The sequence below is a fragment of the Terriglobales bacterium genome (genome assembly GCA_035691485.1).
Taxonomy (GTDB): Bacteria; Acidobacteriota; Terriglobia; order Terriglobales; family Acidobacteriaceae; genus JAIQGF01.
This window is the reverse complement of the sequence record DASSIZ010000082.1, coordinates 36,957-55,276: the sequence shown is the minus strand read 5'-3', so window position 1 is coordinate 55,276 and position 18,320 is coordinate 36,957. Positions and strand designations below refer to the sequence as shown.

Genomic DNA, 18,320 nt, shown 5'->3' with positions numbered 1-18,320 from the left:
GTGGAGGAGAGTTTCGCGCGTCTGCTGAAGACGTTGGCGGCTCTGCGGAACGGAAAGGAATGGCAAGATCCGGTCGAAGAGCTCAAGAAGGGCATGCGGGCCTATGTGGAGTTCGGACTGCGCAACCCCAATGACTACCGTTTTGCCTTCATGCTGAGGCCGCCTATGGAGAAGCGTCCTTACAAAGTGCATGGGGCGTTTGAGTCGCTCCGCTATATGGTGGGGCGTTGCGTGGGAGAGAAGCGTTTTCGGGCGGTGGATGTGGAAACCACAAGCCAGGCACTATGGGCATCCGTTCACGGGATCACGTCATTGCTGATACAGAGACCGGCATTCCCTTGGGTACCGAAGAAGGAGTTGATCGCCCAAATCATCGACACCGCTGTCGATAGCCTGCTCGCAGGAGTGCGTGCAACGGCGGACGCAGGAGAGCATCATGCACACGTCAGTCGACTATGAAAATCCGCACCTGAAAAAGTTGCCGCGCCAAGGCGGACCGGCCGCTCTGGCGGGGCCACGCTCCTGGCTCTGGTTGGCGACAGCGGCTGCACTGCTGCTGTTTTCCAATGGTGCGAATTCCCTTCCCCTCGCCGCGTGGCTGGCGCCGGTGTTTATGCTGCGATTTGTGCGTGGGCAAATTCTCAAGGTTGGGCTGCCTGTCGCTTACCTCCTGCTGGTCGCCGCGTTTACTTTTCAGTTCCGTGGAATGGTGCCAATCCCGGGAGTTGGGTACTACATCTTCCTCGTTGTGTCGGGCATCCCGCTAGTTTTGCCCTACATCATTGATCGGCTGCTGGCGCACAGGCTCCGTGGCCTCACGGCTTCACTTGTGTTTCCGACCGCATGGGCCGCGACCGAGTACGTCTGGTCGCGGGGGCCCTATGGGACGTGGGGATCGGTTGCATATTCGCAGTACGGCAACTTGGCGTTGCTCCAGATCCTCTCTGTAACCGGTTTGTGGGGCATAACATTCCTGATGGGTTGGTTTGCGGCGGTGTGCAACTGGCTATGGGAAGAAGGACTCGATTCCAAGCGAGCGCGTGCAGGTGCATGGCTTTGCGCCGGAGCGATTGCCTCAGTGATGCTGCTGGGCGGCGCCCGCATGGCACTGTTTCCACCGTCTTCTCCGACCGTGCGAGTGGCATCGATTTCCAACAGGAAAATAGAGCCGGAGCTCAGCAATGCAGTTTCAAAGCGATTGTTTGCAGGCCAAGCGACAAGCGACGATATGGACTCGATCCAGCGTTGGGCTACGGCCATGGACAACGACCTACTGTCGCGAGCGGAACGGGAGATGCAAGCGGGTTCCAGGATTGTATTCTGGGGCGAAGCCAACGCGCCGGTATTGAAGGAAGATGAAACGGCCTTTGTCGCACGCGGCAGAGACATGGCAACCAAGTACCATGTTTATTTTGGCATGTCACTCGGCGTTCTGAACCGCGGAAGGGCGCCGTCGCTAGGGAACAAGCTGGTTTTGATCCAGCCCAGCGGGCAGGTGGCTTGGGAGTACAACAAGGCGCGCCCAGTACCGGGCCCGGAGGCTGCACTCCAAGTGCGGGGGGATGGCAAGCTTCGAGCTTTGGATACGCCCTACGGACGGGTGAGTTCGATCATCTGCTTCGACGGGGATTTTCCGCAATTGCTGGCCCAGGCGGGAGCTTTGCGGACCGACGTGATGCTCGATCCCTCGAATGATTGGCGGGCAATTGACCCGTGGCACACACAGATGGCGAGCTTCCGCGCCATCGAACAAGGCTTCAACCTGATTCGGCAGACGAGCCAGGGACTCTCGGCCGCATTCGACTATCAGGGTCGACGGTTAGCCGCGATGGATCACTACCAGACTACAGACTACGCGATGGTTTCACAGGTTCCGACGAGAGGCGTACGGACGATCTACACGCGGCTTGGAGACTGGTTTGCCTGGCTCTGCCTGGTAGGATTGGCTTGCCTGACGGTCCTGTCGTTGCGCAAGAAGCGTGCCTGACCTGAGACGCGAGCGACACCGGCCCTTTTGCCATGTATTTAGCCTACACGGTTGCCCGCAAGTGGACGTGGCCGCCAGGAACTCTGAGATCCAAGAGGAAATCGCTGCGCGGTTAGAAGCTTGATGGCTGTGTACGCACGACCGAAATCGGCCGTATCTAAATGAAAAGAAATGGTCGGCCCTAGCAGACGATTTTCGAACCGTCATGCTGGGCGAGAGCAGTTTCGAACCAGCGATTTCAGCGGTTTAAGACTGAATTAAATCCAATGGTCACACTGGAGTAGACGATTTTCGAACTGGGCAAGATGCTTGACTTCCGGTTTGGCGATTCGGGAGCCAGCCCCAATCCGACGGCCAGGCATGAAGGTGAAGTCGCGCCGATCGCGGCGGAAGCACCGGCTGAGCTCGATTGCCTACGGAGCGCTATGCCCCGTACACTGCAGCACGCCCAGATAGGCGCTCCACGGACCGACTGCGCCACGATACTGGTGGGCCATCACGCGGGAGAGTTGATGCACATGAGTGAGGTCGTGAACGGCCCAGGTCGCCAGAAGTTCCGATAGCGTCACCACTCCCAGCGCTGGATGCCTTCCTCGCCGGGGCAAGTCTTCCTGCTGTAAATTCAGTGCCTGCAGCGCAGCTAGATTCTCCCTTCGCAGGAAGGCGAAATCGTCCAAGAGCTGCTCCAGTGACTTGTCTTGATTCTCTTTCAACTGCGCAAAGCGGTCGAAGGGATCAAATGGCCGCGCTTCGCCGTTCTCCAGAATGATCCGCACGCGCGGCATCCAGTCGGTGCGCTCCCCGAAAATCAGGTGGCCCACGATGTCAAACGCGCTCCAGGTATCTTTTCCTTCGTTGCAGCGCACCCAGATGTTGGGCAGGCCGCGCAACAGCGCATTTAGGGTTGTGGGAGTGCGGCTGAGAACTGCGATGGCCTCGGCCAGGCTGAATTCTGTCAAGCTTGCCATGCCTACGTAGATGCATGCCCGTTTTCATGGCTTCATCCTTTCATCTCTGGGAATGGGTGTGCTCGTAGGCTGCTGAAGCTGAAGGCCAAAAAAGATGGTCGGGGAGAGAGGATTTGAACCTCCGACCCCCTGGTCCCGAACCAGGTGCTCTACCAGGCTGAGCCACTCCCCGACGTGCGCGATCGCTGCGGTGTCCAATCGGCGCGGGCGCGCTATCACCGCAGTCGCATTATAGCAAACGATGACATCAAATCGGTCGGGGGATTTGGCGGGTCGAACCTGCACCGCGCGCCCTGTGCCGAGTCATTGCGGACCTTATATCGCTCGAACCGCTGGCGCCGCGCCACCTCGCGCAACCCGATTCGATTCTCCTCGCGCTGTGCTCTTCGTGAATCTCGGTTTGCATGAACCTGCCAGGTCAATTCCGGACGCCGTCGGCCTTTCCTTGCCGGTCGCGCCGCATCCAGTGCAGCACGTTCTCGGCTGACTTGTCAGGCGGAAAAACCGGGTAGAACACCTTTACGATCTTCCCGTGGTCGAGCACCATCACCAGCCGCTTCAGTAAAACCTGGTTTGCAACTTCGAACATGGGCAGGCCGAGCGCGTACGCCAGCCGCAGTTCGGAATCGCTGAGCACCGGAAACAGCACGCCCAGCCGGCGCGTCATTTCTTTCTGATACTCCGTCGTCTGCGTGCTCAAGCCATAGATACGGCAATGCAGCGCCGCGAATTCCGCGTGCAGGTCGCGAAATCCGCAGGTTTGCGGCGTACACCCGCGCGCCCCAGGAATGTTGTCCCAGTCCTCCACCAGCGGAGCTTCGCCCGGACGCCCGGTGCGCGGATACACAAACACGACCGCGCGTCCCGGCACTCTCGATAAATCCACGTTACCGCCCGTCGTTGCCGGCAGCGCAATCGATGGAAACGCCATGCCCACCAGGTGATCGCATGCGCCGTCGTCTTCCGGCTTCGGCAACCCGTCCGGCAAGCCCATGAAATCCTGCTCTCCCACTACTTGATCACTCCGCGTTCCGACGCTTCGATGAACCGGAGCAGCATCTCGACATCTTCTCCCACATCACCTTCGCCGCGCAGCCGCTCGATCGCCTGCGACGTGTTCAGCTTTGACGCCAGCAGCACTTTGTATGCGTGATGCAGTTTGCGCAAGCGATCGTCGCTGAAGCCTCGCCGTTTCAGTCCGACGGAATTGAGCCCATACGCCCGGTTGTCTCGCGCCGCGCTGGTCTTGGAAAACGGCAGCACGTCCTGCGTGATGGTGGTTCCGCCGCCGATGTAGCTGTGCGCCCCTATCCTCACGAACTGATGCACCGGGCAGAGCGCTCCCACCACCGCCCACGGCTCCACGATCACGTGGCCCGCCAGCGTCGCCGCGTTCACCAGCATGGCATGATCGCCGATCACGCAATCGTGGCCGATATGCGTGTACGCCATAATAAGGATGCCGTTGCCGATTCGCGTCACCCCGCCGCCTTTTGCGGTCCCCCGGTTGATGGTCACGCACTCGCGAATGGTGTTGTCGTCGCCCATCTCCAGCCAGGTCGGCTCGCCTTTGTACGTCAGGTCCTGCGGATCGATGCCGACCGCCGCGAACGGAAAAATACGATTGTTGCGTCCCATGCGCGTCGGCCCATGCAGCACCACGTGCGCGATCAACTCGCAGCTCTCTCCCATCTCCACCTGCGGCCCGACAATGCAATAAGGACCGATGCGGCAGGATTCGGGAATCCTCGCGCTGGAATCGACAATGGCAGTGGAGTGGATCAAGGAAGTTAGGTTCGAGCTTTCAATTGATGCCGCGCGCGATTCGCGATCACGCGGGATCCTCGCCCTCCGCCGGCTCGATGCTGCCGGCTCGCGGTACCAGCCGGCAGCTCACGATGGCCTCGCAGACACGCTTGTCGCCCACGAAGATGTTCCCTTCCATGCGCACCGCATTGCGCCGCCACGCCAGCACGGTTACCTCGATCCGCAACTGGTCTCCCGGCACCACCGGACGCCGGAAGCGCGCCCGCTCGATCCCGGAAAACACCATCAGGCTCTGCTCCCGGTCCGCGATCTCGGTCAGCAGCAGCGCGCCGCCCGCCTGCGCGATTGCCTCCACCATCAGCACTCCCGGCATAATTGGATAGCCGGGGAAATGTCCCTGGAAGAAGGGCTCGTTGATGGTTACGTTCTTGAGCGCGACAATGCGCTCCTTGCGCGTCAAATCCACTACCCGATCGATCAGCAGAAACGGGTAGCGATGCGGCAAAATGCGCTGGATTTCTTCGATGCCCAGCGTCGTTTTTGGTTCCCTCGTTGCTTCTGTGTCCATGATTGCACGGTGAATCAGGCATTATAGCGAAAGCATGACTGCCGCCAAGAAACTTCCACTGCTTGCAGCGCTCGAACGCCGTCGTGGCGAAATGGTGCGGACCATCCGCCACCTGGTCGAGCAGGAATCTCCCAGCTTCAACAAACCCGCGGTGGACCTGTTTGCGCAATCTCTGGCAAAGACATTTGCCGGCATTGGCGCGCGTGTCCGACTCCACCCCACGCGGGAATTTGGAGAACACCTGCAGGCCGACTTTGCCGCCGACAGCCGTGCCCAGCCCGTCCTTCTCCTCGGGCACATGGACACCGTCTGGGACGTCGGCACGCTCAAGATGATGCCGGCGCGCGAACGCAATGGCCGCCTCTACGGTCCCGGCGTTTACGACATGAAGGCCGGCATCGCGCAAATGATCTTCGCCGTGGACGCCCTCCAGCAGCTTCTCGGCGCCCTTCCCCGTCCCGTGACTGTCCTCCTGGTCAGCGACGAAGAAGTGAAGTCCGCCTCATCGCGCGCTCTGCTTACCAGGCTGGCCAAGCAATCGGCCGCCGTTTTCGTGCTTGAGCCGTCTGCGGGAGTGAAAGGCTCGCTCAAGACCGCGCGCAAGGGCGTCGGCGAATACCAGGTCAAGGTGACTGGAATCTCGTCGCACGCCGGCCTCGACCCCCAGAACGGCCACAGCGCGATCATCGAGCTTGCGCGTCAGATCGAGCGCATCGCCGCCTTCACCGACATGAAACGTGGAATCACCGTGAATCCCGGCATCATCCGCGGTGGCACGCGCACCAACGTGGTCGCCGCCCAAGCCGAGGTTGAAGTGGACGCGCGCATTGCCCGCCTGGCAGACGCGCAGCGCCTCGAGCGCAAGTTCCGCGGCTTGCGCCCATTCGACAAGGCCTGTCGCTTGCAAGTCACTGGCGGCATCAACCGGCCGCCGCTGGAACGCACGCCGAAGGTGGTCGCTCTGTTTCGCCACGCACAGGCTGCCGCCCGCGAACTCGGCTTTGAAGTTGGCGAAGCTTCCGTAGGCGGCGGTTCCGACGGCAATTTCACCGCCGCGCTCGGCATCCCCACGCTCGATGGACTCGGCGCGGTCGGCGAAGGCGCCCACGCCATCAATGAGTCCATCGTGATCTCCGAACTTCCGCGCCGGACCGCGCTGCTGGCGCGGCTCATCGAGATTGTGTGAGGCCTGGGATTTCGGAACGCGGAATTTATTCCGCCGGCCGCGGCCCGGTTCGCCGCATCTTCCACAGCATCTGTCGCAGCATCCCCAGCCACACCTCGGCATCGTCTGCTTCAATCCGCAAACGGCGAACCAGGCGCCGTATTTTTTCTTCCGTCGCCAAAGACGCTCGTGGTTTCAGGTAGCCGCTGGCACGCAGCGACTCCAGCAGCAATTCCGTGATCCGCTCCACCTCACCTGCGGCCGCAGTTTCCGGCTTGCTGGTGTCCCGCGCGGTCGTCTTTTCGCGCGCAAGTTCGTAGAGACAGACGGCGACCGCCTGTCCCAGGTTCATCGAGGGCTGCCTCTCGCCTGTCGGAATCCGCAGCATCCAGTGGCAGTGGCTGAGGTCCGATGTTGAGAGTCCAACCTTCTCCGAGCCAAACAGGATCGCCACCGGGCCTGATGAGAGTTGCTTTTTGATCAGGCGCGCTCCGGCGTCCAGGCGCCTGAGGGGGTGCTGTGCTTCGCGGCTGCGCATCGCGCTCGTGCCCACTACCAACGCACAATCGGCCACCGCGTCCGCCACGCTCTCAAATCGTTCCGCCTTCGCCAGGATCTCGCCGGCGCCCACCGCCGAGCGCGCTTCGCGAAAGGACGGCTCGTAGGGATTCACCACTCTCAGTCGATGAAAGCCAAAATTAGCCATGGCCCGCGCCGCCGCCCCAATGTTCAGAGGATTGCGAGTTGCGATCAGCACGACGCACACACGCTCGAGTTCTGCGGACCTGGCCAAGGCTGCCATTCTATGACCTGAATGCCGCCGCTGGTGCTCCACATTTGCGCTTGGCAAATGTGGGTCTGCGGAACACTAACGGCGCGCCACTCCAGCCCGGGCGTAGCGGAGCCGGCACAATTCCAGCCCACGGCGTGAGCCGTGGGTCAGCTTCCCCAAAAATTCCCCAGACCCTTCCGGCGGCACGCTGTTCCGCGAGGGCGTGAGCCCGAGCTGCGCACCCGCCGAAACCAGCCTCCATGGCTGCTTTCGGCCGATACCTGCAGCAACTCGCGGCGGCTTCTCCGGAATCTAAGCGAGAATGACCGCCTCCCTCGAGCTCGGTCGGACTCTGAAGCGCAAGAACGCCCTCACCGCCATTGCATGCGGCGCGCTTCCCGGATTGATTGCCAGCGCTTTCATTCGTATGTCAACTCGGGGATGGCTGCTGGGCATTCTCATCGGCCTTCTTTGGTCGAATGCCTTCGAGTACTTCTATCATCGCTACCTTTTGCATTGGCCGAACACCTCCTTCGGCAAAGGCCATCTCATGCACCACCTCACTGTCGGCACGCCGCAGGAACCCGAGCACGTCACCTTCGGCAGTTCGCCGCTATTGGTCGCCGCGCTTTTTGCCATCAACGGGGTATTTGCGTTGCTATTCGATTGGCGATGGAAGCTCGGGTTCGCGCCGGGAATACTTGTCGGCTTCAGCCTGTACATGGTCCTGGTCGAGGAGATCCATTGGCGCGTGCACCTGGGCGGGAAGCTGCCGGGATTGTGGTGGGTTCGCGAGTATCACATGGCCCACCACGATATTCCCAGCGGACGCTACAACGTTTTCTTTCCCGTCTTTGATTTCCTTTTCGGCAACATACGTCCGGCGGCGGAGTCCACGCACGCGGCGGCCATGGCGCGATCGATTACACTCGCCGCCGGCCAGTCCGAAAGCAACTTCTTCACCACGACGCAATTTATTCTCTGGCTTTGGCTGCTTGCCATGAGTATCTGCGCGCGCTACTTCTGGACCGGCAGGCTCAAGGCCTGAGACCGCCCGCGCGCGTGCTCAAACGGCGCCGCAACAATGCGAGCGCGCTTGCCCCTAAGCGCGAGCGCTGCGACAACACTAACGCTCGTACACCACGACTTCGTACCCGTCCGCCTCGGAGCGCATCGCCTCACCCCAGCCGCTTACGTCGACATCCCGCGCTGCCGGCGCGCCGAACCCGGCGAGCACCATGACGCGAGCCTTTTCCCGCGGCACCTGCAGAACCAGGCTGCCGTCGCGCCACTGCGCCGCGCAGGTGCGCTCACCCGCAATGATGAGGCGCTTGCGCAACTCGATCAGGCGCCGATACCACTCCAGCATCTCGGCACATTCGCCTCGGCGATCGGAACCGCCATCGACCTTCCACTTCAACTTCGATCGCTCCAGTGTCTGAGGATCCTGCGGATCCGGTACGTCGATCCAATCGAACTCCACGAATTCCTTCCGCCGGCCCTCGCGTACCGCCTGCTGTAGCGCCGGGTCTCCATAGTCACTGAAGAATTGGAACGGCGCATCCTCGTCATATTCCTGGCCCATGAACAGCAGGGGCGTATGCGGCGCAAGCAGAAGCAGTGCGGCGGCGAGCTTGCGCGCGCCGCGCGGCGCCAGCGAAGTCAGGCGTTCGCCACGGGCGCGGTTTCCGATCTGGTCGTGGTTCTGCGTCGCGATCACGTGCCGGTACAACGGCAACCCTTGCGCGCTGGTTCCTCGCGGTCTGCCGCCCCAGAAATTGAACGGCTCGCCCTGGAAACCGAAGCCTTCTTCCAGCGCGCGGGCCAATTGATCACCTCGTCCGAAGTCCTGGTAATATCCCTCGCGCTCAGGAGTGAGCAGTGTGTGCAGCGCGTGATGGAAATCGTCACTCCAGACAGCGTCTACGCCGAATCCCTGCGGCGGAGGCAGCAGGTAGCGCGCGTCATTCTCGTCTGTCTCGCAGATGACGCACACCCGGCGTCCCAACTCGCGTCCGAGCGCATGCACGCTCTCGGCGATTTCCTGCACAATGTGTTTCGCTGATTCGTCGCGAATCGTTTGCGTCGCGTCCAGCCGCAGGCCGTCGAGGTGGTACTCGCGCACCCAATACAGCGCGTTATCGACGAAGTACTGCCGCACCGGCGCCGCGTCTGCGTCGTCATAATTGATGGCGTCGCCCCACGGCGTGTGATGACGCGCGGTGTAGTACGGCCCGAACTGCGCAAGGTAATTTCCCTCCGGACCCAGGTGGTTGTAAACCACGTCGAGCATGACTGCCATCCCGGCGCGGTGCGCCGCATCCACCAGCCGCTTCAGGCCTTCGGGCCCGCCGTAGCTGGCTTGCACGGCGTAGGGCGACGCGCCGTCGTACCCCCAATTGCGCGTGCCCGGAAACGCCGCCACCGGCATGATTTCCAGCACCGAAACGCCCAGCGACGCCAGGTAATCCAGCCGCCCAATGACGCCGTCGAACGTGCCGGATGGAGTGAAAGCGCCGACGTGCAGCTCATAGATGATGGAATCGCGCAGCTCGAGGCCGCGCCAGTGATCGTCGGTCCAGCGAAAAGCATCGGCGTCGACAATTTCAGTGGGGCCGTGCACGCCTTCCGGCAGGAGGCGCGAGACCGGGTCTGGCAGCGGCTTCCCGCCATCCACGATGTAGAAATAGCGGTCGCCGGCGCGTGCCGGGATGGTGGCGTTGAAGACGCCACTGTCTTCGCGCTGCATGGTGTAGTCACCGCCGCCGACCAGCCGCAGCGTGACTTGGCGGGCGCGCGGCGCCCACACGCGGAACTGACAGGCGTCGCCGCGGAGGGTGGCGCCCTGCCTCATTTGTGGTGCGAACACCGGGAGCACGCTCGTTACAGACGTACCGAAACGGATTAAGGATGCATTTCAATGTGAGATGTTGGCGGAGTTTGGCACGGACGTTCTACGTAGAACATTGTGGAAAACGTGTTTATTTGCGAGGCGGCATTCCACAATGGGAAGCAACTCGCGTGGGAGAACAGGGCTTTGCAATTTCGCGAGGGCTCAAGTACAACTCGGCCATGCTTGTGCTGGCGTCATCTTCGCCGCGAAGGCAGCAATTGCTGCGCAATGCCGGCATCGCGTGCACGGTGCAGCCGTCGGATGTGCCGGAGGTGCTGAGGCAGGGCGAGCCGCCGCGGGAGTATTCACAGCGCCTGGCACGCGACAAGGCACGTGCCGTGTGGGAACACACGAGCCACCAGCCGGCGACACCGGGACGATTGGTGTTGGGCGCGGACACTATCGTGGTGGTGGACGAGCAGATCCTGGAAAAACCGGCGGATGCGGCGGATGCGACGCGCATGTTGCGGCTGCTGTCGGGACGTACCCACCAGGTGGTCACGGGAGTGTGCCTGATCGGGGAAGGTTTTGAGGATGTGCGCACAGAGACAACCGACGTGACCTTCTCACAATTGACGGAGGAGGAGATTGCGATGTACGTGGCGCACGGCGAACCGATGGGAAAGGCGGGTGCGTACGCCATCCAGGGGATTTCGTCGCGATGGATCTGCCGGCTGGAGGGATGTTATTTCAACGTGGTGGGGCTGCCGGTGCCGCTGGTGTATCGCATGTTGAAAAGCTGTGGCCAGTGGTCAGAGATCAGCGGCCAGTAGTGCGCGCGCTCCTTCTCCCATCGCTTGCGCGCCGGCATCGGTCGCGCCCGGCGTTCCGCAGATGCCAACCCCGGGCTCACGCCCGGGGCTGCCCATGATGCCGCCGCTGTGCGGCTGAGCGTCGCGCCGTCGGCGTTGGGCCCGACGTGAATGCAAAAATGAAAAGCACAGGCAAACGTGCCTGTGCTGAACCAGCCCTGCGAAAGATCTCAGAGGGTCACTTCTTTTCCGTGGGCTGGTCGCCCTCTTTGACGGAAGACCTAAAGTTGCGAATCCCTTCGCCGAGTCCCTTGCCGAGTTCCGACAGCCGCCCAGGCCCAAAGATAAGCAGGGCGATAGCCAAAATGACGAGGATTTCCGGCAACCCTAATTTGCCGATCATACAAGTGACCTCCTGCGCCGAGGCGGTCGCCCGGGATCACGGTAAGGGCGGCTCCAAGGTACGTGAAACTGACCCGATTCTAGGCCAGTGCGGTGGGATAGTCAAAAATCAACGACAGTCCCGGGGCTGCCCATTATGCCGCCGCGGCGCGGCTGGATCTTGAGTGTTAATAGAAGGGCGGTTCGGGCTGCCGGCCTCACGAACGGCGTGTCGGCCTCGCATTCGCTCGGGCTGCGCTTGCTTTTGGCGATCCTACCCAACGCTAACGCGTTGGGCTGGCAATGCATACCGGGCTCGCTGCGCTCGCGCTGAAGTTTCGCGCAGGGAAGGAAGGAGCACGCATATACGACTTCGGACGAAGTACCTCAGCGGCTAAAGCCGGCTCAAATTACGTTCTAAGATCGCAGGCCTGAAGGCCTGCACCACCCGGTTCTCCGCAGCGAGTCTGCCTTATTTAGTTCGCAGGCCTGAAGGCCTGCGCCACCCGGTTCCCCGCAGCGAGCCTGCCTTATGACGGCAGGAAGTGCCAAGTTTCAGTTCCCGGCACTGACCCTTCGGCTTCGCCGGAGCAGAGAAAAGCCCACATCTGCGAGGATGCGCAGAGGTGGGCCTGGTAGCGGTGCAGAACTAGCGGGCGAAATTTACTTGCACTTCAGCGGTGCTGTTGGTGGGTTGGCCGTTCAGCGTGGCGGGCCGGTAACGCCACTGCCTCACAGCTTCGACGGCGGCTGACCGCAGCTGCATGGGACCGCTGATTACCTTCACCGCGCCGACACGGCCGGTTTCCGATACTTCAACGCTCATAATAACTGCGCCAAAGATGTGCATTTGCCGGGCGACGGAGGGGTAGGTGGGGGCGACGCGGGAGACCACGCTGGCTTGCACCAGTTCGGATTTCGGGCGCTCGGGAATGGCGACCGGCAGTTTGCTGATCGAACTGAGGGTGGAGTCATTCGTCGAAGGAACGGACAGTTTCGGCGCCGGCATATCGGGCACGAACTCTGCTTTCGGCTTGGCGGACGCGATCTCAATGACGTGGACGGGAGCTGGCGTACGTTTCGGCAGCTCGGTAGTCGTGTCCTCTGGGCTGGAAGACTTCGGCGGCTGGCGCTCGGCGGATTTAGTTACCAATTCAATCTTCGCGGAGGATGTAGGAGAGGCGGCAGCGACCGGGGTGTTCACGGCGGCGACTATGGCCGGGGCGGCCGGAATGGCGGCAGCAGCAGGTGGCGCGACTTCCCGGGTGGCGCGAACATACATCCAAAATCCAGCGAAAATGATCAGCGCGGCGACAGCAGCGCCACCTCTGACGAAGAGGCGGCTCGGGATCTTCGATACCGAAGGCACATTCCAAGAGTCGATGGACGGCGAGATAACGAAGGCGGCTTCCGAGGAGGGGTTGGCAACTGGCTGGAACGCGGGAGCGATCGGCACAACCGGCGCCGGCTTCATCACGGCAGCTGGCTTGGGAGCGGGAGCCGGTGGCTTGGTCGCGACCGGCTTGGCCGGTGTCATAGCGGGCTTCGGTACCATGGATTCCGGGACGGTGGTTGCGGGGTTGATGACCGGCACGAGCGGCGTGGTGTTAGCCGACGCCAAGGGCGGCCGCGGCCGGACGGTTGTGCTTACTGCGATCGGGCGTTTGAAGCGGGTCGGGTCCTCGGAGGGACTCAGCAGGCTAGGGTCGGGTTCAGCCTCCCGTGCTGCCTCCGGCAGCGGGATAGCGGCAAGGCGCAAAAGCGCAGCCGGAATGGAGGGCGATTCGTCTCCGGCGGACTCCGGAACTGCAGGAGCCTCGGGAATTTGTGAAAGCGGCGGAGCGGGCCAACTCGGTTCTTGAGCAAAAGCATTGGGCGCCATCCACGGCATCGGCGCCGGGTCAGACTTTAGCGCGGGGGCCGGCGGCGGAGCGGGCTTGGACGCGGCTGAGGCGGCGGGCTTCACGACGGGTGCCGGATTAGGAGTCTCCGGCGCGGGCTCAACTGCCGGCGCGGTAATGTCGAGGTAGGTGTTGGGCATGGCATCCCGCGCCGCCAGCTTGGAGGCGATGATGTCGCTGAGCGTCATCAGAATCGCGGAATGAGTCGGCTGAAAAGCATTGGGCAGTGGAGCAATGACGATCAGTACACCCTTGGCATCGCGATGTTCGCAGATGGGAACCGCGATAAGGGAGCGGATTTTCAAGGCGCGGAACAGGGGGCCGACGCGGCCATCGGATTCGGTGTCGCGACAGCAGAGCGGGCGCCGCGTGCGGAGACAGTCGGCAATGAAGCCATCGGAGGTTGGAATGATGCTGCCGACGTCGGGCGCGCAGCCGGTACTGGTGCGGACCAGGAGGTCTTGCCCGCGACGAAGGGCAAGCGCGATGCCGGCGGCGTTGGTATAGGCTTGGGCGCGCTCGGCGAGGTCGAGCAGTTCCTCGGCCAGCAGGATGCCGTCATAGGACGGACTGTGAAACTCGCTGGCTGGTGTGGTGGCCATAACTGTCCTCCGCGGGGACAAAAAGATTGCGGTTGCGCTAGCGGGGGCTGGCGCGCTGACAATGGTTGTATCCCAGGCAGGTAACCGAGGAAATATCACCACCGGTCAGGAGCAAGGCAGGACTTTGGTAACCTGCGCAAGGCAAGCGTAGGACAGGCGAAAAGATTGGGCACGGGGAAAGCGCATGAGTTGACGGACCGAAGGGCAAATCTGGGTACGCTCCCGATGCGGGAGGACGGGCCCGCTCGGGCTCACGCCCTCGCGGAACGGCGTGTCGCCCCTGAAGGGGCTGGAACAATTTTCGGGGCGCTTACCCACGGCTCGCGCCGTGGGCTGGAATTGTGCCGGCCTCGCTACGCTCGGGCTGGGGGTGGTACGAGCGTTCATGAGCTGAAATGTTTCAACGAAACGCGTTTTGGTGGTGCGAGCGTTCTTGAGCTGAAATGCTTCAACGAAACGCGTTTTGATCGTGCTCGTAGCGCGTGCGAACAAGGGATCCTTCGACTCGGGCGTGCGCGCCCTCGCTCAGGATGACAAGGCTCTTAGAGTTTGGTGAAGGAAAAAGCAAGAAACAGATCCTTCCCCTTCGGCTACGCTCAGGGTCAGGTGCCAGAGGTAAATGGTTCAGTGGAGGCCGACCTTGCCGCGTGTGGATTCGAGCAACTTGGCAGAGTCGTAGCCGACACCGTTCTTGAATACCGTTTCTACATTTTCGATATCAGTGATGTTCCTGGACAGGTCACCCTTGATCACGACGAGGTCAGCATTTTTTCCAACGGCGATGCTGCCGATCTTATCGGCAACGCCGAGCCATTGTGCGCCGTTCAGGGTTGCGATTTTAATGGCCTCAACCGGAGTGAAGCCCGCTTCGACCAGCAGTTCGACTTCGCGCTGGTCGCCGAAGCCGGGCACGACACCGCCGTAGCCGGTGGGATCAAGCCCGGCAAGGAGCAGGCCACCCGCCTTGGCGAAGGCGTACTCAAAATCCATCTCCTTCTTCAACAGCACAGGCCAGGGCGAGTCCTTGCTGCCGGCGATACGCGCGCGCGTAGTGAGGTAGTCGGTGCGGGCCTCGGGCAGCATGCTGTCAAGCACGCGGCGCATGTACGGCGAGGGAAGCGGTGTCGCGGTGGGCGAGGCCGGCGGCAGCGACATGGCGGGGCGGTTGGGAACAAACGTTTCGAACACGGGCAGCGTGGAAGTAACCGCGACGTGGTGAAGGACAAGATCCTTGATGATGGCCTGGACTTCGGGTCCGTTGATGTCGAGCTTGAGCAGGGCGTCGCGGATGGCGGTCTGCTCAGGACACTTGTCGGGCTGCTTGTTGGGCGCGAGCTCACCGTCAACCGCCAAGCCGTGCTCCAGGTCGTCGATGCCGAGTGCGGCGGCCTCGCGCAAACCGATGGAGCAGAGGTGGCCGGTCACTTTCAGGCCGCGCTTGTGGGCCTCGTCAATCACGGCGCCCAGCTCGGCACGAGTGATATGCATATACGCCTTGAAATTGTTCGCGCCCTCGTCGGCCCAGTAGGCAACGGTGCGGCGGGCATCGTCGGCGTCCTTGAGTTCATGCATCTGCCCGGTGTAAGCGCCGGCGCCTTCGAGATAAGGAGCAGTGGGAAAAATGCTGGGACCGGGAGCACGGCCGGCATCGATGTCGCGCTTGAGGCTGAGGTCGGTGTAGCCGTCAATGGAGCCAGTGGTACGGATGGTGGTAACGCCGCCGGCGAGATACATGCGGGGAGCAGAGAAATCGTCTTCGCTGTAGTGGATGGGATTGAGCGCGCCGGGATAGAAGAGATGGTCGTGCATCCCGACAAGGCCGGGGATAACGGTATAGCCGATGAGGTCAATGACCTTGACTTGACCGACGGCCTGTTCCATTGCGAAAGGATGCAGGTCGGCGATCCGGCCATCGCGAATCACGATGGTCTGGTTCTCGCGGGCAGGGGAGCCGGTGCCGTCAATGATACGAACATTGATGAGGACGATGGTGGGTGCGTCAACAATGACGAAAGCTTTCACGGCGGGAGAAAGAGTTTGTGCGGCGACGGATACGGCGAAGAGGAGGAAGAGGAGCAGGCGGTTCATCGTTCACCCCGAAAAGCACATTAGAGTAACACCGGGATGGCAGGAGTTCAGTGTTTTGAGCCGGGGGAAAAAACCCAGATCCTTCGCTGCGCTCAGGTTGACAGCGGTTATGAGATGGCTGGCGACAGCACGGTGACAGGAGCGGCGCAGGGATCGGTCGACTCGGGCGTGCGCCCTCGCTCAGGATGACAGGAGTTTAGTGTCGAGAGGCGCGAACATCGAAACGTGAAGCTCGAGTGCGGATGCTAGAATCAAGGATTAAGCAGCAGAAGCCGCATCATCCATCCTATGGACCGCCAGCACATCCGCAATTTCGCGATCATCGCCCACATCGATCATGGGAAGAGCACGCTTTCCGACCGGCTGCTGGAGCTGACGGGAGCGTTGTCGGCGCGCGAAATGCAGGGCCAGGAGCAGGTGCTGGACGCGATGGACCTGGAACGCGAGCGCGGCATCACGATCAAGGCGCATTGCGTGCGCATGAACTACACTGCGCGCAGCGGCGAAACTTACCAGCTCAATTTGATCGACACGCCGGGACACGTGGACTTTTCCTACGAAGTATCACGCGCGCTGGCCTCGTGCGAGGGCGCGCTGCTGGTGGTGGACGCCACGCAAGGAGTGGAGGCACAGACGCTGGCAAATTCCTACCTGGCGATCAATCACGGGCTGGAAATCATCCCGGTCATCAACAAGATTGATTTGCAGAGCGCAGACGTCGAGCGGACGAAGGAAATGATCGAAGGGGCGGTAGGCCTGGACGCAACCGACGCGCTGCTGATCTCGGCGAAAACCGGGGAAGGCGTGCCGGAGGTACTGGAACAGATCGTAAAGAAAATTCCGCCGCCGAAAGGCTCGCCGGAAGCGCCGCTGCAGGCGCTGATTTTCGATTCGTGGTTCGATTCCTACCGCGGCGTGGGCGTGTTGACGCGTGTTTTCCAGGGCACGCTGCGCAAGAAGCAGAAGATCCGCTTGTGGTCGAACGCCAAGGCATTCGAGGTGGAAGTAGTGGGCGTGCAATCGCCCAAGCCGGTCGAGGTGGAAGAACTGGTGGCGGGCGAAGTGGGCTTCATCTTTGCCAACCTGAAGAACGTGGCCGACACGAAGATCGGCGACACCATCACCGACGATGACCGGCCGGCGATCGAACCCCTGCCCGGTTTCGAAGAGCTGAAGCCGATGGTGTTCGCCGGGATGTACACGGTGGACGCGCACGAGCACACGATGCTGCGCGAAGCGCTGGAGAAGCTGCGACTGAACGACGCGTCGTTTTTCTTTGAACCGGAAAGCTCAGTGGCGCTGGGATTCGGCTTCCGATGCGGGTTTCTGGGCCTGCTGCACATGGACATCATCCAACAGCGGCTGGAGCGGGAATTCAACCTGGACCTGATCACGACCGCGCCGGGAGTGCGATTCCGGGTGACCAAGACGGACGGCGAAGTGATGGAAGTAGATAACCCGTCGAAATGGCCGTCCCAGGGAGAGATCCAAAAGATCGAAGAGCCGATCATCCTGGCGACCATCATCACGCGCGAGGAATATGTGGGCGCGATCTTCAAGCTGGTGGAGGAAAAGCGCGGCAAGCAGAAGAACTTCGAGTACCTAAGCGGCGGGCGGGTGATGCTGAGCTACGAGCTGCCGCTGAACGAAATCGTGCTGGATTTTTATGACAAGCTGAAGAGCGTGTCGCGAGGATACGCGTCGCTGGATTACCACTTCGCCGGCTACTGGGAATCGAACATGGTGAAGCTGGACATCCTGGTGGCGGGCGAGTCGGTAGATGCGCTGTCCATCATCGTGCACAAGGACTTTGCGTACGAGCGAGGACGAGCGTTGGTATCGAAAATGCGGGAGTTGATTCCGCGACAGATGTTCGAGGTGGCGATCCAGGCGGCGATCGGCGCCAAGGTGATCGCGCGGGAAACGGTGGGGGCGATCCGGAAGAACGTGCTGGCCAAGTGTTATGGCGGGGACATCACGCGGAAACGAAAATTGCTGGAAAAACAAAAAGCCGGCAAGCGGCGGATGAAGCGCATCGGAAAAGTGGACATCCCGCAGGAAGCCTTCCTGGCGGTACTGCGGGTAGGCGAAGAATAACCGAATCGCTGTTAACGATGGTGTTAGGCAGGGGCACCGAATCGCTTGCCAAATAAGGAAAACCGGCTGGCCGTGCCAATTGGAGCAAGCGGCCAGTTGCTTTTTCATCTTGTTGTAATGTGCAAAACCGCTGATGGAATGACCACCTGGGTGACCTTGAAGTCCGCCTTGAGCCGGCTCTCCCTTATTCAGCTAAGCTGTTGATTCTTGACTGAATTGTCCGTTGCCACATGAACTAGGCAGAGTGTGTAAGTAGCTGTTTTGTGGCGGGTTGTCAGAAAGGCGAGCCAGAATTGCACAGAGTTTTCCACGCAGTTGCGGAAAAAAACGCGCGCTCGAAAAGAAAGCAGCGAGCCGGGTTGACGACAAAGAAAAAGGC

At 61.4% G+C, this 18,320-nt stretch carries 15 protein-coding genes and 1 tRNA gene; 6 read left to right on the top strand and 10 right to left on the bottom strand.

Features of this window, described 5'->3' with window-relative positions:
• Together VFI82_11450 and VFI82_11445 are read left to right on the top strand one after the other, a co-directional pair.
• Window positions 1-459, top strand: a 459-nt coding sequence (locus VFI82_11450; GenBank protein ID HET7185291.1) for a TetR-like C-terminal domain-containing protein, incomplete at its 5' end; no start/stop codon positions are given.
• 19 nt (window positions 460-478) lie between these two features.
• Window positions 479-1,987: a nitrilase-related carbon-nitrogen hydrolase gene (locus VFI82_11445; protein ID HET7185290.1), complete on the top strand. Its 1,509-nt coding sequence runs from the start codon at window positions 479-481 to the stop codon at window positions 1,985-1,987.
• A 413-nt stretch (window positions 1,988-2,400) separates the two neighbouring features.
• Here the strand turns inward: VFI82_11445 and VFI82_11440 are convergent, their stop codons facing one another.
• From VFI82_11440 to fabZ, 5 genes are all read right to left on the bottom strand, one after another.
• The gene (locus VFI82_11440) at window positions 2,401-2,955 is read right to left on the bottom strand and encodes a DinB family protein (protein HET7185289.1); all 555 of its coding nucleotides are present in this window, start codon (window positions 2,953-2,955) and stop codon (window positions 2,401-2,403) included.
• Between the two features lie 95 nt (window positions 2,956-3,050).
• A tRNA-Pro gene (locus tag VFI82_11435) sits at window positions 3,051-3,127 on the bottom strand.
• A 246-nt stretch (window positions 3,128-3,373) separates the two neighbouring features.
• Window positions 3,374-3,949 carry a peroxiredoxin gene (locus VFI82_11430; protein HET7185288.1) on the bottom strand — a complete coding sequence of 192 codons (576 nt, stop codon included), beginning with the start codon at window positions 3,947-3,949 and terminating at the stop codon, window positions 3,374-3,376.
• 17 nt (window positions 3,950-3,966) lie between these two features.
• Entirely contained in the window at window positions 3,967-4,740 is a 774-nt protein-coding gene (lpxA, locus tag VFI82_11425) for an acyl-ACP--UDP-N-acetylglucosamine O-acyltransferase (protein ID HET7185287.1), read from the bottom strand.
• Window positions 4,741-4,786: 46 nt separating this feature from the next.
• Window positions 4,787-5,290, bottom strand: coding sequence for a 3-hydroxyacyl-ACP dehydratase FabZ (gene fabZ / locus VFI82_11420; GenBank protein ID HET7185286.1), 504 nt, complete (start codon window positions 5,288-5,290; stop codon window positions 4,787-4,789).
• Window positions 5,291-5,324: 34 nt separating this feature from the next.
• Between fabZ and VFI82_11415 the strand changes: the two genes are divergently transcribed.
• Window positions 5,325-6,476 carry a M20 family metallopeptidase gene (locus VFI82_11415; protein HET7185285.1) on the top strand — a complete coding sequence of 384 codons (1,152 nt, stop codon included), beginning with the start codon at window positions 5,325-5,327 and terminating at the stop codon, window positions 6,474-6,476.
• 25 nt (window positions 6,477-6,501) lie between these two features.
• Here VFI82_11415 and VFI82_11410 read toward each other — a convergent pair whose 3' ends face one another.
• Window positions 6,502-7,257 (bottom strand): RNA methyltransferase, encoded by a 756-nt coding sequence (locus tag VFI82_11410; protein HET7185284.1) that lies wholly within the window; start codon window positions 7,255-7,257, stop codon window positions 6,502-6,504.
• A gap of 292 nt (window positions 7,258-7,549) precedes the next feature.
• On the opposite strand from VFI82_11410, the gene VFI82_11405 reads away from it, so the two are divergent.
• Window positions 7,550-8,275 carry a sterol desaturase family protein gene (locus VFI82_11405; GenBank protein ID HET7185283.1) on the top strand — a complete coding sequence of 242 codons (726 nt, stop codon included), beginning with the start codon at window positions 7,550-7,552 and terminating at the stop codon, window positions 8,273-8,275.
• A gap of 78 nt (window positions 8,276-8,353) precedes the next feature.
• Here the strand turns inward: VFI82_11405 and treZ are convergent, their stop codons facing one another.
• The gene (gene treZ / locus VFI82_11400) at window positions 8,354-10,081 is read right to left on the bottom strand and encodes a malto-oligosyltrehalose trehalohydrolase (GenBank protein HET7185282.1); all 1,728 of its coding nucleotides are present in this window, start codon (window positions 10,079-10,081) and stop codon (window positions 8,354-8,356) included.
• Window positions 10,082-10,248: 167 nt separating this feature from the next.
• On the opposite strand from treZ, the gene VFI82_11395 reads away from it, so the two are divergent.
• On the top strand, window positions 10,249-10,893 hold the full coding sequence (locus tag VFI82_11395; GenBank protein HET7185281.1) for a Maf family protein: 645 nt from the start codon (window positions 10,249-10,251) through the stop codon (window positions 10,891-10,893).
• Window positions 10,894-11,110: 217 nt separating this feature from the next.
• Here VFI82_11395 and tatA read toward each other — a convergent pair whose 3' ends face one another.
• The 3 genes from tatA to VFI82_11380 form a co-directional block, all read right to left on the bottom strand.
• Entirely contained in the window at window positions 11,111-11,275 is a 165-nt protein-coding gene (tatA, locus tag VFI82_11390) for a twin-arginine translocase TatA/TatE family subunit (protein HET7185280.1), read from the bottom strand.
• 627 nt (window positions 11,276-11,902) lie between these two features.
• On the bottom strand, window positions 11,903-13,756 hold the full coding sequence (locus VFI82_11385) for a TonB family protein (GenBank protein ID HET7185279.1): 1,854 nt from the start codon (window positions 13,754-13,756) through the stop codon (window positions 11,903-11,905).
• A 624-nt stretch (window positions 13,757-14,380) separates the two neighbouring features.
• A complete protein-coding gene (locus tag VFI82_11380; protein HET7185278.1) occupies window positions 14,381-15,844 on the bottom strand; it encodes an amidohydrolase family protein in 1,464 nt (487 codons plus the stop codon).
• 288 nt (window positions 15,845-16,132) lie between these two features.
• On the opposite strand from VFI82_11380, the gene lepA reads away from it, so the two are divergent.
• Window positions 16,133-17,941 (top strand): translation elongation factor 4, encoded by a 1,809-nt coding sequence (lepA, locus tag VFI82_11375; GenBank protein HET7185277.1) that lies wholly within the window; start codon window positions 16,133-16,135, stop codon window positions 17,939-17,941.
• Window positions 17,942-18,320 lie beyond the last annotated feature (379 nt).

Excerpts from the sequence above, each read along its gene's own strand:
- VFI82_11440 (HET7185289.1), bottom strand. The coding sequence starts at position 2,955 with ATGGCAAGCTTGACAGAATTCAGCCTGGCCGAGGCCATCGCAGTTCTC.
- VFI82_11430 (HET7185288.1), bottom strand. The coding sequence starts at position 3,949 with ATGGGCTTGCCGGACGGGTTGCCGAAGCCGGAAGACGACGGCGCATGC.
- fabZ (HET7185286.1), bottom strand. The coding sequence starts at position 5,290 with ATGGACACAGAAGCAACGAGGGAACCAAAAACGACGCTGGGCATCGAA.
- VFI82_11415 (HET7185285.1), top strand. The coding sequence starts at position 5,325 with ATGACTGCCGCCAAGAAACTTCCACTGCTTGCAGCGCTCGAACGCCGT.
- VFI82_11410 (HET7185284.1), bottom strand. The coding sequence starts at position 7,257 with ATGGCAGCCTTGGCCAGGTCCGCAGAACTCGAGCGTGTGTGCGTCGTG.
- VFI82_11405 (HET7185283.1), top strand. The coding sequence starts at position 7,550 with ATGACCGCCTCCCTCGAGCTCGGTCGGACTCTGAAGCGCAAGAACGCC.
- treZ (HET7185282.1), bottom strand. The coding sequence starts at position 10,081 with ATGAGGCAGGGCGCCACCCTCCGCGGCGACGCCTGTCAGTTCCGCGTG.
- tatA (HET7185280.1), bottom strand. The coding sequence starts at position 11,275 with ATGATCGGCAAATTAGGGTTGCCGGAAATCCTCGTCATTTTGGCTATC.
- VFI82_11385 (HET7185279.1), bottom strand. The coding sequence starts at position 13,756 with ATGGCCACCACACCAGCCAGCGAGTTTCACAGTCCGTCCTATGACGGC.
- VFI82_11380 (HET7185278.1), bottom strand. The coding sequence starts at position 15,844 with ATGAACCGCCTGCTCCTCTTCCTCCTCTTCGCCGTATCCGTCGCCGCA.
- lepA (HET7185277.1), top strand. The coding sequence starts at position 16,133 with ATGGACCGCCAGCACATCCGCAATTTCGCGATCATCGCCCACATCGAT.